Raw genomic sequence first — 12,693 nt, 5'->3', positions numbered from 1 at the left:
ATGGAAACGGAAGAAACGACGGTAATCGCGATTCATTTCACGGACGGAGAAGTGCTGGAGATCGGAATCGGCGAAGAAGAGTTCGAACGACTGCCGGAAGAGATCACCTCGAATGCGTGGATCGAGATCGACGGCAATACCATCAACACGGCGACGATCAAGTATTTCTGGTTTTATGATATTCGGGAAGAGGATAGCGGGGAAGACGAGGCATAGAAGTTCAATAGCCATTTAACGATCGAGTATGTAAACCGTTCCTTTTTAAAGGGGCGGTTTTTTGATAAAGTTGGCGCGGAAATAAAAAAGTGAGTCCGTATAGGATCTCATAGGAATTTTCTGCTTTGAATTTTACATGCCGTCAATTGCTTTTGCTTCATTCCAAAGTTGATAAGGGGAGATCGAACCCGCGAGATACTTATTCACCGAAACATAAGCAATGGCTTGACCGTTGTAAACAAGGATCGGCGGCGAAGTCGAATATTTGTTAAAAGCACTATCTATACTGTATTTGCTGCCGTAAGTACCGTAAGGATTCCAAATACTCGTACTGGAATACTTGCTGCCGTAACTTCCGTATTTGTTAAAAATCGAATCAGAATCATAACGGTTTGTCGAAAGAGTACCTAAAAACTCTGTTCCGTCATTTGAGTATATTTCAAATTCGTATGAGTACATGGTTGCACCGGCGGCATCTGCTTTCTGCTCCATAAACGGCAACATCAATATAATGCTTATGCAGAAAATTAAAACGCCTAAAATATTCTTTTTCAATAAATCACCCTCCGTTCTTTGTATGTCTCGATAGTACCAAAAAAAGGAAGTATAGATGGATGGATGCTTGCTTGCCTTTTGTTTATAAAAACTAAAAAGCGGCACCAATTTCGGCACCACTCGATGATTTTAAAGAGTTTTAAAAAAGCATAAAAAAAGAAAACCCTTATCGCATAAGGGTTTTTCAAGTATAGGACGGATGGGGATCGAACCCATGACCCCTACCCTGTCAAGATAGTGCTCTCCCGCTGAGCTACCGTCCTTCATATGGCTTGCACAAGAGTGGAACTCTTGTCGACAAGAAAGATCATACCATAGGTCCCAGACGTATAGCAAGCACTTATCCCTAAATTCTTCAATTTTTCTTCGCAAACCGTTTCCGATACGCCCCCGGGGTCACTCCGCTCCAAGCTTTGAACACCTGCGTAAAATGACTCTGATCATTAAATCTCAGCAGCACGCAAATCTCCGATAACGTATACTCGTTCAACTCCAACAGCCTTTTCGCTTCCTCCACTTTCTCACGCCGAATATAAGCAGACAGCGATAACCCCGTTTCCTTTTTGCACAGCCGAGACAGATACGAGGGGTTAAGCCCGGTCGCGGCGCCTAGGCGGGAGAGAGGCAGTTCCTCGTACAGATGGTTGAAAATGTACTGCCGACAAGCTTCGAACGTACCGCTGCCCGAAGACTCCCGTGCCTGCCGCACCCGCTGCGCAAATTCGCGTACCGCGACGGTCGACAACCGATCCACGTCTTCCGGCGAATGCTGCTCCTCCACGCGCTGGATCAACAGGTCGCTGAGCGTAAACGCAATCTCGGCATTCAATCCGCCTTCGATCGCCGCCCGCGTGTAGAGCGTAATGCCGCAGATCGTCAGATTTTTCTTATGGCGAAGCAAGCTGCTGCGGGACAAAATGCCGAAATCTTCGCGCTGCCCCCAGTCCGTCAAAAAAGCTTCCAACTCCTCGCCGCGGCCTTCGCGTATGTATTGCAGCATTTTGCGTTCGGTAGGGAGGTCGTGATGCAGATGTTGATTTTGCCGACTTCTCGCCAGATTGCGCAGAAGTTCCCGGTCGTCGGCGAATGCGGAAAAAGACGTCGGGATTTCATCCGTTTTCTCTTGATTTTTCGTCACAGTACCGTTGATCTCGCTTCGTCTTTTTTCCATGCCTGACAATCCCTCGCCTTCACCGATCTTCTTGCTCTTATTTTAAAGCTTAGCTGCCGAAACTACAAAAAAGGTCTTTTTCTTAATAGATTCCCGTGATGAAAACGCTCTACAATAATCGTGAACGATTAAAATGCCATCAAATGGTCTAATAAACAATTTAGTTAGTCATGCAAGCATCTTCGCCGCACTCAACCCCCATACCGAGAGGAGATCGAATATGAGTCAGCAAAACCAAGCAAAAGAAACGCCGAATATTCAAGAATTGATCGCTCAAATGACGTTGGAGGAAAAAGCGGGCCTTTGCTCCGGTCAGGATTTCTGGCATACCAAAGGGATTGAGCGTCTTGGCATTCCGTCCGTGATGGTGACCGACGGTCCGCACGGATTGCGCAAACAGGCGGAAGGCGCGGATCACCTGGGGCTGAACGACAGCGTGCCCGCGACCTGTTTCCCTTCGGCGGCCGGGATCGCATCGTCGTGGGACCGCGACCTGATCCGGCAAATGGGCACGGCGCTCGGCGAAGAATGTCAGGCGGAGAACGTGGCGGTGCTGCTCGGACCGGGCGCGAACATCAAGCGCTCGCCGCTGTGCGGACGCAACTTCGAGTATTTTTCCGAAGATCCGTACCTTTCCTCGGAGATCGCGGCCAGCCATATCCAGGGCGTGCAAAGCCAGGGCGTCGGCACGTCGCTGAAGCATTTTGCCGTCAATAATCAGGAGCATCGCCGCATGTCCGTGGACGCGATCGTCGACGAGCGCACGCTGCGCGAAATCTATCTGGCTAGCTTCGAAGGCGCAGTTAAAAAAGGCCAACCGTGGACCGTCATGAGTTCCTACAACCGCGTCAACGGCACCTATGCTTCGGAAAACGACTATCTGCTGAATCAAATCCTGAAAGAAGAATGGGGATTGGAAGGCTTCGTCGTATCCGACTGGGGCGCGGTGAACGAACGGGCGGAAGGACTTGCGGCCGGACTGGAGCTGGAAATGCCGTCGAGCGGCGGAATCGGGGACGGCAAGATCGTGGAAGCGGTCAAGAACGGCACATTATCCGAGGAGAAATTGAATGCGGCCGTCGAGCGAATCCTGCGCGTCGTATTCCGTTCCGTGGCCGAGAAAGTCGAAAATGCCGCGTACGACAAAGACGAACATCATGCTCTTGCCCGCCGCGTGGCACGGGAAAGCATGGTGCTGCTCAAAAACGACGATCGTGTCCTGCCGCTGAAGCGCTCGGGCAAAATCGCGGTCATCGGCGAATTGGCGAAACGTCCCCGTTACCAAGGCGGCGGCAGCTCGCATATCAAGCCGACCAAGCTGGAAGTCGCGTACGACGAGTTTGCTCAGGAAGCGGGCGAGGCCGAGGTCAGCTACGCGAGCGGCTACAGCCTCAAAGGCGACACCGTCGACGAAGCGAAAATCGCGGAAGCCGTGAAGCTGGCAGCGCATTCCGACGTAGCCGTACTGTACGCGGGACTGCCGGACGCCTACGAGTCGGAAGGATATGACCGCACGCATCTGCGTTTGCCGGACAACCAACTCAAGCTGATCGAAGAACTGTCGAAAGCGCAGCCGAATCTGGTCGTCGTGCTCAGCAACGGCTCGCCTGTTGAAATGCCGTGGCTCGGCGGAGTCAAAGGACTTCTCGAAGCTTATCTCGGCGGTCAGGCACTGGGCGGCGCGATCGCGGATATTTTGTTCGGCAACGTCAGTCCTTCCGGCAAATTAGCCGAGACGTTTCCTGTACGCATCGAAGACACGCCGGCGTACCTCAATTTCCCCGGCGTGGGCGACCGCGTGGAGTATCGCGAAGGCATTTACGTCGGCTACCGTTATTACGACAAAAAAGCGATACAGCCGCTGTTCCCGTTCGGTTTCGGTTTGTCTTATGCCACATTCGCCTACTCCGATCTGAAACTGAGCGCTTCGCAAACTTCGGCCGATGCGGGTGTTGAAGTCAGCGTGCAGGTGAAAAATACGGGCAGCGTTGCGGCTAAGGAGATCGTGCAGCTGTATGTCCGCGACGTGGAAAGCACCGTGGACCGTCCGCGTCAAGAATTGAAGGGGTTTGAAAAAGTAGAGTTCGAGCCGGGCGAAAGCAAGACGGTATCGTTGACGCTCGACCGCAGAGCCTTCGCCTACTACGACGTTCAAACAAGCGGTTGGCGCGTGGAGAGCGGCGTGTTCGAGCTGAGCGTAGGATCGTCTTCGCGCGACATCGCGCTGACGGCCGAAGTACAGATCGAAGGCGACGAGCCTGTACGGGAACCCGTGCATCGCAACTCGCTGATCGGCGACTTGATGCAGCCGGGACGCTTAACCCCGGAGAAGAAAGCGCTGCTGGACGAGTTCCTGCAAGGCGGACTGTTCACGCCGCCTGCCGAAGATGAAAAAGAAGCGCAAAGCGGCGATGAAGACGAAGACGGGCATGATCAGGCCGGCATGATGGAAGCGGTCGGACGTTATTTGCCTCTCCGGGCCGCGGTCGGCTTCGCGGCCAAACCGGACGGCGAGCAAAAGCTGAACGAGCTGCTGGACAAGCTCAATGGCTGAACGTCCGTTTTTTCAAGACGGCGTCAAGCCTGATTTTTCCGCGAAAGAGATGGAGAAGCTGCAAGTTGCTTTAGCGGCCAAAGGTCTGGAGCGCCCGGACGAAGCGGCTCTGCTCGAACTGGCGGAAGCCAAAAAGAAACCGCAGCGGAAGCTGGCTTATCTGGCTTTGGCTAAACTGGGTACGGAAGTTGCGGTACGCCGTTTGCTGGAAGAATTGGGCTTTGCGGATGAAGACGCCGTTTGCGAAGCGTTCCGACGCTTTCGGCCCGAACGGGCGGGCAAGCCGTTGGTCACGTTCGCGGAGCAAAAGTGGAAGCAGTACGAAAGCCTGTCGCTGACGATCGGCCCGGCGTTCGAAGGCGTGCTTACGGCCTGCGCTTGCATCGATCCGGCTATGCCGGAACCTCAAGCGTTGAAGCGCCTGCTGGACATCGTGCGGCAAGCGGCGGCAGTCGAGCCGGAGCCGATCGATCCGAACAATCCGCATGCGCGCATCGAAGCGAAGTTGGAACTGGAACGCGTTCATGCCTTGGCTGCCGGGATTCTTCGAGAATCGACGGAGCGTCGAACAAGACCTTAATCGTGTAATAGGAAGTGAGGGCTTTCGTTTGAAGCCGAAGCGCGAAGCGAACGGCCCCGCGATCCACACACGAAGGAGGAGAGGTCTTTTGGAACGCATGGGACAGTTCAACCGCCGCCGGGGCCTTCGGCGCGAAGTGCTGGGCAGGCTGTACGACAGTTGGTTCGAGCTTGCGGGCGAGCCGAGCATCTTGTCCGGAGACGAGATCAACGGAGAGACGGAGCGCAAGCTCGCTTACCGCTATCTCGCCGAACGAGGTTTACTGAGGATGAGTCCCGTAGGCGACGGCAATTTCGAAGTATCGATCACGGTGCAAGGGATCGACCGTATCGAAATGACCGGCGAGAACGAATGACGCAACAAAGCAACAAGCAGCAACTGAAAAAACCGGCCTGTTCACCAGGTCGGTTTTTGTTTGCTTTTTGACCAAAACCTATCTATTTACCTTAACGGCTCGTTTCGGAATCGAAAGAGTAGACGATCATGCTGCGGTCCAGATCGAACGCCCAGTCGAGATAGACGCCGGTAGGCTGACGTCCGACGATTTCGGCCAAATTCATTTTTTGCGCGAAATAGCGCTTTTCGACTTTTCGTTTGGCGATCCGCAGAGCGGATTCGTGACCGTCTTCCAGCAGCGCCGTTTCCAATTCGATCAGCAGGCCGCCGCGGATGACCACCAGAAAATCGCCGTCTACCCAAAACGAATGGACTTTTTCGGGGACCTTTTGTACCTTTTGCGTAATATCCACGACCTTCTGATGCACTTCTTCTTTGCCCGGATAAGGATCGTCCAACGCATAATGCTCGTTTTCCCGCAAAACGACGGAAATGATGCAGCTCAGATCCGAATCGTTCCAATCGTAATAAAAATGGGCGACGTCCAAATTCAATTCGCTGCTCAAATCTTCGTCGAGCTGGGACAGCATGTAACCGACGATAAGTTCCCGGGTAGAGTTCAAAGCGCCGTGCGACTTTTCGGCAATCATCGTTTCCATGATGCTGCCCAGAAAACCTTCGATGCGGATAATCAAGCATTTTTCGTTGGCGGAGACCCTGACGGCTTCGGGTCGTTTGCCGAAGTTCGTCTCGAATAACGAAAAAACGGTTTGTTGGATAGAGTGGGTGATTTTTTCAATCGTCATGGTCAAATAGGTCTCCTTTGAATAAAGTAGCGTTTTGATTCGATCTCAGTCGTAAAATAGCTTCGGCTGGGCTTTATCGAATACGTACACCAATATGCTGCGGTCATCCGGGAAAATCCAATCGATGTAAATGCCTTTTACGCTTCGATTCGCGATGCCGCCGAACGGCGGTTCTTCGCAAAACTTCTTTTTTTCCACCCGCCGTTTGGAGATGCGCAGCACTTCGCAATGTTCGTCTTCGATCAAAGCTTTTTCGACTTCGGTCAGCGTGCCGTCCCGAACGATCACGAGCATTGTGCGTTCCATCCAAAATGAATAGATTTTTTCCGGAAATCGTTGAAAATCGTACGTCAGCGTGGCGATGTTGCGATGAACTTTGTTTTGCTCCGGGTAAGGCTCGTTTTCGCGCAAACAGGCGGGCTCGCTGAACATCATGAAAATCAGGCAGGATAGATCGTCGTCATTCCAATCGTAGGCATGCGTTTCGACCGGAAGACCGCAATCGTTGAAAATATAACGGCAAAGTTCCGGCATCAAATAGCCGACCATCAGTTCCCGGGTCGATTGAAGGGCGCCTTGCGAAGCTTCATGAATCATCGATTCCACGATCGGCTGCAAAAAGCGTTCCGCGCAGATGATGACGCAGCTGTCGTTTACCGTTACCGATACGCGCGCCGGCGAAATGCCGAAATGCTCGGCGAACAAAGAAAGCGTCTTGTAACGAATCGTGTCCGAAACGGTGTAATTGGACATAAGGGGTCCGGCTCCTTTTCTCAGATTGTGCAGGAGCATTAGTAGAAATAGAAGGAAAGCAAGGAAACGTCTAATTTAAAAATAAACCTAAATAAGCCCTCGGAACCTTTTTATCGACAGGATATGAAAAAAAGAAAGTTAATTATAGAAGGAAAAAGCTTAAAAAAGCCGACTCTTCGTAAAGAAGAATCGGCTTTCGGTTGAAATTTCGTACTGAACGTTATTCCAAATTGGCATGCTTGCCGTACATTTTGTTGCCGTCGAGTCCCCTCCGCTGCATCAAGCGCAGCACGGAGGCGTCGAAAAACAGCAGCAGCGTTTGCTCGAACAACGAACCCATCGGCTGGATGGTTGCGTAGTCGTCATTTTCGCGGGACTTGGAGGCTCCCGGAAGCTGAACGACCAGCGTCGCCAGCTTGGCGAGCGTGGAGTCGGGCTTCAACGTGACCACCGCAACATCGGCGCCCAATTCACGTGCTTTTTCAGCCATGGGAACCAGCGTCCGGGTCTCGCCCGAACCCGAAGCGATGACGAGCAGATCGCCCGGTCCGATGCCCGGTGTCGTCGTTTCCCCTACCACATGGGCCGCGGAGCCGCCGTGCATCAACCGCATCGCCAAGGCTTTGCCCATCAAGCCGGAGCGTCCCGCGCCAGCCGTAAAGACGTTTGCCGCGCTATCCAGTGCTTCAACGAATGCTTCAGCCTGCGCTTGATCGATGCCGCGGACCGCCTCGGTCAGTTCGGCAGCCACTTGCGCGGCAAAATCCGTCGTGACCGCGAGTGCCGAAGATTGGCTGCTCATGTGCTTAGACCTGAGCCGCAGCGGAACCTTCTTGGATCAGGCGGCGCATTTCAGCGGCCGTAGCTGCTTTGTCGTCTTGGCCCGCGATACCGCCGCCTACGATTACGAGGTCCGGTTGAGCCGCGATAACGCCCGGCAGCGTGTCCAGCTTGATACCGCCGGCAACAGCCGTTTTCGCGTTTTTCACGACGGCTTTGATCGTTTGCAGGTCTTCGAACGGGCTTTGGCCTTCCGCTTGCAGATCGTAGCCGGTGTGCACGCAGATGTAGTCCACGCCCAGAGCGTCGACTTGAGCGGCGCGCTCGGCCAGGTTAGGCACGTTGATCATGTCGATCAGGATTTGCGTGCCGTGTTTTTTCGCTTCTTCCACGGCGCCGCGGATGGTCGAGTCGTTGGACGCGCCCAGAACCGTCACGATGCTTGCGCCGGCTTCCGTTGCTTTCATGACTTCGTAACCGCCCGCGTCCATGACTTTCAGGTCAGCCAGAACGTCGAGCTGCGGGAAAGCTTCTTTCAATGCTTTTACCGCGTGCAGGCCTTCGTTGATAACGATCGGCGTACCGATTTCCACGATATCGATATGGGCTTCTACCTCTTTAACGACTTCGATCGCTCCAGGGATGTCGACCAGATCCAATGCCAATTGCAATTTCATATACAAACACTCCTTATCGGTTAAGTTGGGTTTAAGGCACGTTCGAATTTATTTTCAGCGATCCGGGCGAGCCGGGAAGCGTGCCGTCTGGATTTATTGTAAGCCTCAACCTGCGGAAGCGGAAGAAGGCACTTTGAAGTGGGGAAGTTACGTGGAGGATACTATTGCGCGGGGCAAGGGATTGCGCGAAGCCGGTATCCGATCTGCCCTTACTTTCTTTGCCGGAGGGTACGGTTCTGATGTATACTATTGGGACCGACCAAGTCTAATACCGACATTAATTTCATATAACGGAGGGATTCAACGATGGCAAGCGAAGTCAAAGAACGGATCGACCTGCAAGCAATCAACTGCGAAAAAGAACTCACCCTGGCTGTCATCGGAGGCAAGTGGAAGCTGATTATCCTCTGGCATCTCGGACTCGAAGGAACGAAGCGCTTCAGCGAATTGAAAAAGCTGATTCCCAACATTACGCAAAAAATGCTGACCAACCAACTGCGCGAACTGGAAGAGGATCTGCTCGTGCACCGGGAAGTCTACCGCGAAGTCCCGCCCAAAGTCGAATACTCGCTGACCGCCTACGGCGAAAGCCTGACCCCCGTGCTGCGCATGATGTACGACTGGGGCAAAAAATACGGCGAAGAAGTCATCTGGAAAACGCCGGATCAGGAAGCGAACTGAGTGCTGCCGCTGCGAGAAATAGTTATAGAAACCTCTGTGTCTGCCCGAATAAATGGTTTTTAGTCTCGAAGCGCCCTCAGGGCGCTTTTTTATAAGCTTTATTTTAGAAGATGGCACTGAGCCTCTTGTCGTGTTGCAATTGCGCGATAGGGGGCTTTTTGCTTATTTTGGCTTTAGTTTGATTCATTGCACGAGGAAAAGGACAAGGTTAGAACACAGATGCAGAACCGAATATTGAAATCGGTCATTCAGTCAAAAAGGATTGTTTTACGCAGAATAGCAGGTGGCTCGTTGATTTTTATGTCGTCAAGGTTTGACGCGAAAGGGGATCGAAACATGGCAACGAACGAAACGATCATTCCTCAACCCAAAACATTCGGCCCGCTCGGCAATTTGCCGCTCGTCGATACGAAAGCTCCTGTCCAATCGCTCATGAAGCTGGCGGAAGAGCAGGGCCCTATTTTTAAAATGGATCTTCCCGGACGTTCGGGCAATCTCTACATTTCAGGCCGAGAGCTGGTAGGCGATGCCTGCGACGAATCCCGATTCGAGAAAAATGTCTGGGCTCCGCTGCAAAATGTTCGTTCCTTTGCCGGAGACGGACTGTTTACGAGCTGGACGGAAGAACCCAACTGGCGCAAAGCGCACAATATTTTGATGCCGAGCTTCAGTCAACGCGCCATGATCGGCTATCACGATATGATGGTCGATATCGCGATGCAGCTTGTGCAGAAGTGGGCGCGGCTGAATCCCGATGAATTCGTCGACGTGCCCGAAGACATGACTCGCCTGACATTAGATACGATCGGACTGTGCGGTTTCCATTATCGCTTCAACAGCTTTTACCGGGAGTCCAATCATCCGTTCGTTGAAGCCATGACGCGTTCGCTGGACGAGGCCATGAGCCAACTTCAGCGTCTGGGCGTGCAGAACAAGCTGATGATCGGCAAAAAGGCGCAAATGCGTCATGATATCGACTACATGTTCTCGCTCGTCGACAAGATCGTGAAGGAACGCCGCGAACACGGGAACCAGGGCGAGAACGATTTATTGAATAACATGCTGAGCGGCGAAGATTCCGATACGGGCGAAGCATTGTCCGACGAAAATATCCGCTATCAGATCATTACTTTCCTCATCGCGGGACACGAGACGACCAGCGGATTGCTGTCTTTTGCCCTATACTTCCTGCTGCACAATCCGGATAAGTTGAAAAAAGCGCAGGACGAAGTGGACCGGATCCTGAGCGATTCCGCTGCGCCGACTTACAAGCAGGTGCGCGAGATGAAGTACATCCGGATGATCTTGAGCGAATCGCTGCGACTTTGGCCGACCGCCCCAGCCTTTTCCCTGCGAGCCAAAGAAGATACGCTGCTTGCCGGACGTTACCCGATGAAACAGGGCGAGGCGGTCAATGTGCTGATCCCGGTGCTGCATCGGGACAAAGACGCGTGGGGCGACGACGTCGAAGCTTTCCGGCCCGAACGGTTCGAAGATCCTTCGAAAGTGCCTGACGATGCCTATAAGCCTTTCGGCAACGGCCAGAGGGCTTGCATCGGTCAGCAGTTTGCTTTGCACGAAGCAACGCTGGTCTTGGGCGTGCTGCTGCGGCATTTCGAGCTTGCGGACGGCGCGAATTACGAGCTGAAGGTCAAGGAGACGCTAACCCTTAAGCCGGACGGCTTCACGATGCAAGTACGTCCGCGTGCCAATGCGCCGATGGCGCCGGTCGGTTCAGTATTCGGTAGCGAAGGAACCGGTCCGGCCGGAGCAGCGGTTGCCGAGTCGGAATCCCGAGAACAGTCCGTCGAAGTCGATCGACATGAGACTCCGTTAACGATTTTGTACGGCTCCAATTTGGGAACGGCGGAGGGGATTGCGCATGAGCTGGCCGAAGAGGGCGAGCGCTTCGGGTTCCGGCCGACCGTATCGAAAATGGACAACGCGACGGATAACCTCCCTAAACAAGGTCTGCTGATCGTCGTCACCGCTTCCTACAACGGACGTCCGCCTTCCAACGCAGGGGATTTCGTCGCTTGGTTGGAAAAGGCGGAAGCCAACGAGGCAAAAGGTCTGCACTATGCCGTCTTTGGCTGCGGGGACCGTAACTGGGCAAGCACCTATCAGCGGATTCCTCGCCTGGTCGATGAAGCGCTGGAACGGCTCGGCGGGCAAAAAGTGCTGGAACGCGGCGAAGGCGATGCCAACGATGACTTCGAGCAAATGCTCGATGAGTGGAAAATTCGACTGTGGCCAGCCGCGCTAAAAGCATTGGGGATTGAAGCGAAGATACCTGAAGCGGCAGAAGTACAAGCAGGCGGTATCGCGGTTGAGTTCATCCGGGCTTCCCGAACTTCTTCGCCGCTCGCGGACACGTACGGCGCGGTGCCGATGACCCTCTTGCGCAGCTTCGAGCTGCAGCAGCCGGAAGGCGGACGCAGCACTTTGCATATCGAACTGCAAGTACCATCCGGCGCTTCATACAAGGAAGGCGATCATTTGGGCGTCCTGCCGCGCAATCCGCGTACGTTAGTGGATCGGGTCTTATCCCGCTTCAGTCTTCAGGGAGATGCGAAGGTACGGCTTCAAGGCAGCGGCCGAGCGGCGGCGCATCTGCCGTTGGATCAAGCCGTAGAGCTGCGCGAACTGCTGACGAGCAGCGTGGAACTTCAGGAACCTGCCACCCGGGCACAGCTCAAGGAACTTGCGGAAAAGACCGTTTGCCCTCCGCATCGCGTCGAAATCGAAGCCCTGATGAACGACGACGAGACCTATAAGCGCGAAGTCTTGTTCAAACGCCTGACCATGCTGGACATCCTGGAAAAATATCGGGCCTGCGAAATGGAATTCCGACGCTTCCTGACGCTGCTTCCGCCGCTGAAGCCGCGTTACTACTCCATTTCCAGCTCGCCCAAGCTCGACGCGAACAAACTAAGCCTAACTGTAGCCGTCGTCCGCGGTCCTGCGCGCAGCGGCAGCGGCGAATATGCAGGCATTGCTTCCAACTACCTGGCTTCGCTCCCTGAAGGCACCGAACTATTCGCCTTTATCCGCGATCCCGGCAGCGGCTTCGCTTTGCCGGAAGACCCCATGACTCCAATGATCATGGTCGGTCCCGGAACAGGCCTGGCCCCGTTCCGCGGTTTCCTGCAAGCCCGTCATGTCCAACATGAACAAGACATCGCCCTCGGCGAAGCCCAACTCTACTTCGGCTGCCGCAACCCGGACACCGACTATCTCTACCAAGACGAATTGGAAGCCTACGCCCAAGAAGGCCTCGTGCACTTGCACACCGCTTTCTCCCGCGTCGACGGCCAACCCAAAACCTATGTGCAGCACCGCATGGCCGAAAACACAGCCGAAGTCATCCGCTTACTGGACGCAGGCGGCATCTTCTACGTCTGCGGCGACGGCACGCGCATGGCTCCCGACGTCGAAGCTACCCTTCGCCGCGCCTACGCCGACGTTCACGGCGCAAGCGAAGAAGAGTCGCAGAAGTGGCTCGACGGTCTCCAGGAATCCGGCCGTTACGTGAAAGACGTATGGACAGGGATTTAAGTTCGAATATGCTTAATAAGAGGTAA

At 54.0% G+C, this 12,693-nt stretch carries 12 protein-coding genes and 1 tRNA gene; 6 read left to right on the top strand and 7 right to left on the bottom strand.

All coding sequences use genetic code 11. From position 1 onward, the window contains the following. A complete protein-coding gene (locus tag HRQ63_RS20265; protein WP_172247003.1) occupies positions 1–216 on the top strand; it encodes a hypothetical protein in 216 nt (71 codons plus the stop codon). A gap of 132 nt (positions 217–348) precedes the next feature. Here HRQ63_RS20265 and HRQ63_RS20260 read toward each other — a convergent pair whose 3' ends face one another. The 3 genes from HRQ63_RS20260 to HRQ63_RS20250 all read right to left on the bottom strand — a co-directional run bounded on the left by HRQ63_RS20260 (position 349) and on the right by HRQ63_RS20250 (position 1,942). Further along, entirely contained in the window at positions 349–771 is a 423-nt protein-coding gene (locus tag HRQ63_RS20260) for a hypothetical protein (RefSeq protein WP_216674013.1), read from the bottom strand. Between the two features lie 191 nt (positions 772–962). Further along, a tRNA-Val gene (locus HRQ63_RS20255) sits at positions 963–1,034 on the bottom strand. Positions 1,035–1,126: 92 nt separating this feature from the next. After that, positions 1,127–1,942 carry a helix-turn-helix domain-containing protein gene (locus HRQ63_RS20250; protein WP_172247002.1) on the bottom strand — a complete coding sequence of 272 codons (816 nt, stop codon included), beginning with the start codon at positions 1,940–1,942 and terminating at the stop codon, positions 1,127–1,129. Positions 1,943–2,162: 220 nt separating this feature from the next. Between HRQ63_RS20250 and HRQ63_RS20245 the strand changes: the two genes are divergently transcribed. The 3 genes from HRQ63_RS20245 to HRQ63_RS20235 all read left to right on the top strand — a co-directional run bounded on the left by HRQ63_RS20245 (position 2,163) and on the right by HRQ63_RS20235 (position 5,431). After that, positions 2,163–4,496, top strand: a complete 2,334-nt coding sequence (locus HRQ63_RS20245) for a beta-glucosidase family protein (RefSeq protein WP_172247001.1) — start codon at positions 2,163–2,165, stop codon at positions 4,494–4,496. Continuing rightward, positions 4,489–5,076 carry a hypothetical protein gene (locus HRQ63_RS20240; protein WP_172247000.1) on the top strand — a complete coding sequence of 196 codons (588 nt, stop codon included), beginning with the start codon at positions 4,489–4,491 and terminating at the stop codon, positions 5,074–5,076. The genes HRQ63_RS20245 and HRQ63_RS20240 overlap by 8 nt, the downstream gene beginning before the upstream one ends. An 88-nt stretch (positions 5,077–5,164) precedes the next feature. Next, the gene (locus HRQ63_RS20235) at positions 5,165–5,431 is read left to right on the top strand and encodes a hypothetical protein (protein WP_037289708.1); all 267 of its coding nucleotides are present in this window, start codon (positions 5,165–5,167) and stop codon (positions 5,429–5,431) included. Positions 5,432–5,522: 91 nt separating this feature from the next. Here HRQ63_RS20235 and HRQ63_RS20230 read toward each other — a convergent pair whose 3' ends face one another. The 4 genes from HRQ63_RS20230 to hxlA all read right to left on the bottom strand — a co-directional run bounded on the left by HRQ63_RS20230 (position 5,523) and on the right by hxlA (position 8,428). Beyond that, entirely contained in the window at positions 5,523–6,218 is a 696-nt protein-coding gene (locus HRQ63_RS20230; protein WP_172246999.1) for a Na-translocating system protein MpsC family protein, read from the bottom strand. Between the two features lie 45 nt (positions 6,219–6,263). Then, entirely contained in the window at positions 6,264–6,971 is a 708-nt protein-coding gene (locus tag HRQ63_RS20225) for a Na-translocating system protein MpsC family protein (protein WP_172246998.1), read from the bottom strand. Positions 6,972–7,191: 220 nt separating this feature from the next. After that, the gene (gene hxlB, locus HRQ63_RS20220) at positions 7,192–7,773 is read right to left on the bottom strand and encodes a 6-phospho-3-hexuloisomerase (protein WP_172246997.1); all 582 of its coding nucleotides are present in this window, start codon (positions 7,771–7,773) and stop codon (positions 7,192–7,194) included. A gap of 4 nt (positions 7,774–7,777) precedes the next feature. Further along, positions 7,778–8,428, bottom strand: coding sequence for a 3-hexulose-6-phosphate synthase (gene hxlA / locus HRQ63_RS20215; RefSeq protein WP_172246996.1), 651 nt, complete (start codon positions 8,426–8,428; stop codon positions 7,778–7,780). Positions 8,429–8,734: 306 nt separating this feature from the next. Between hxlA and HRQ63_RS20210 the strand changes: the two genes are divergently transcribed. Then, positions 8,735–9,109 carry a winged helix-turn-helix transcriptional regulator gene (locus HRQ63_RS20210; RefSeq protein ID WP_172246995.1) on the top strand — a complete coding sequence of 125 codons (375 nt, stop codon included), beginning with the start codon at positions 8,735–8,737 and terminating at the stop codon, positions 9,107–9,109. A 336-nt stretch (positions 9,110–9,445) separates the two neighbouring features. Further along, positions 9,446–12,667: a bifunctional cytochrome P450/NADPH--P450 reductase gene (locus HRQ63_RS20205; RefSeq protein ID WP_172246994.1), complete on the top strand. Its 3,222-nt coding sequence runs from the start codon at positions 9,446–9,448 to the stop codon at positions 12,665–12,667. The last annotated feature ends 26 nt before the right edge of the window (positions 12,668–12,693 follow it).

Source organism: Saccharibacillus endophyticus (assembly GCF_013185185.1).
In the GTDB taxonomy this organism is placed as follows: domain Bacteria; phylum Bacillota; class Bacilli; order Paenibacillales; family Paenibacillaceae; genus Saccharibacillus; species Saccharibacillus endophyticus.
Note: the sequence above shows the minus strand (reverse complement) of the source record. Positions and strands in the feature narration are given on the sequence as shown.

Excerpts from the sequence above, each read along its gene's own strand:
- HRQ63_RS20265 (WP_172247003.1), top strand. The coding sequence starts at position 1 with ATGGAAACGGAAGAAACGACGGTAATCGCGATTCATTTCACGGACGGA.
- HRQ63_RS20250 (WP_172247002.1), bottom strand. The coding sequence starts at position 1,942 with ATGGAAAAAAGACGAAGCGAGATCAACGGTACTGTGACGAAAAATCAA.
- HRQ63_RS20245 (WP_172247001.1), top strand. The coding sequence starts at position 2,163 with ATGAGTCAGCAAAACCAAGCAAAAGAAACGCCGAATATTCAAGAATTG.
- HRQ63_RS20240 (WP_172247000.1), top strand. The coding sequence starts at position 4,489 with ATGGCTGAACGTCCGTTTTTTCAAGACGGCGTCAAGCCTGATTTTTCC.
- HRQ63_RS20230 (WP_172246999.1), bottom strand. The coding sequence starts at position 6,218 with ATGACGATTGAAAAAATCACCCACTCTATCCAACAAACCGTTTTTTCG.
- HRQ63_RS20225 (WP_172246998.1), bottom strand. The coding sequence starts at position 6,971 with ATGTCCAATTACACCGTTTCGGACACGATTCGTTACAAGACGCTTTCT.
- hxlB (WP_172246997.1), bottom strand. The coding sequence starts at position 7,773 with ATGAGCAGCCAATCTTCGGCACTCGCGGTCACGACGGATTTTGCCGCG.
- hxlA (WP_172246996.1), bottom strand. The coding sequence starts at position 8,428 with ATGAAATTGCAATTGGCATTGGATCTGGTCGACATCCCTGGAGCGATC.
- HRQ63_RS20210 (WP_172246995.1), top strand. The coding sequence starts at position 8,735 with ATGGCAAGCGAAGTCAAAGAACGGATCGACCTGCAAGCAATCAACTGC.
- HRQ63_RS20205 (WP_172246994.1), top strand. The coding sequence starts at position 9,446 with ATGGCAACGAACGAAACGATCATTCCTCAACCCAAAACATTCGGCCCG.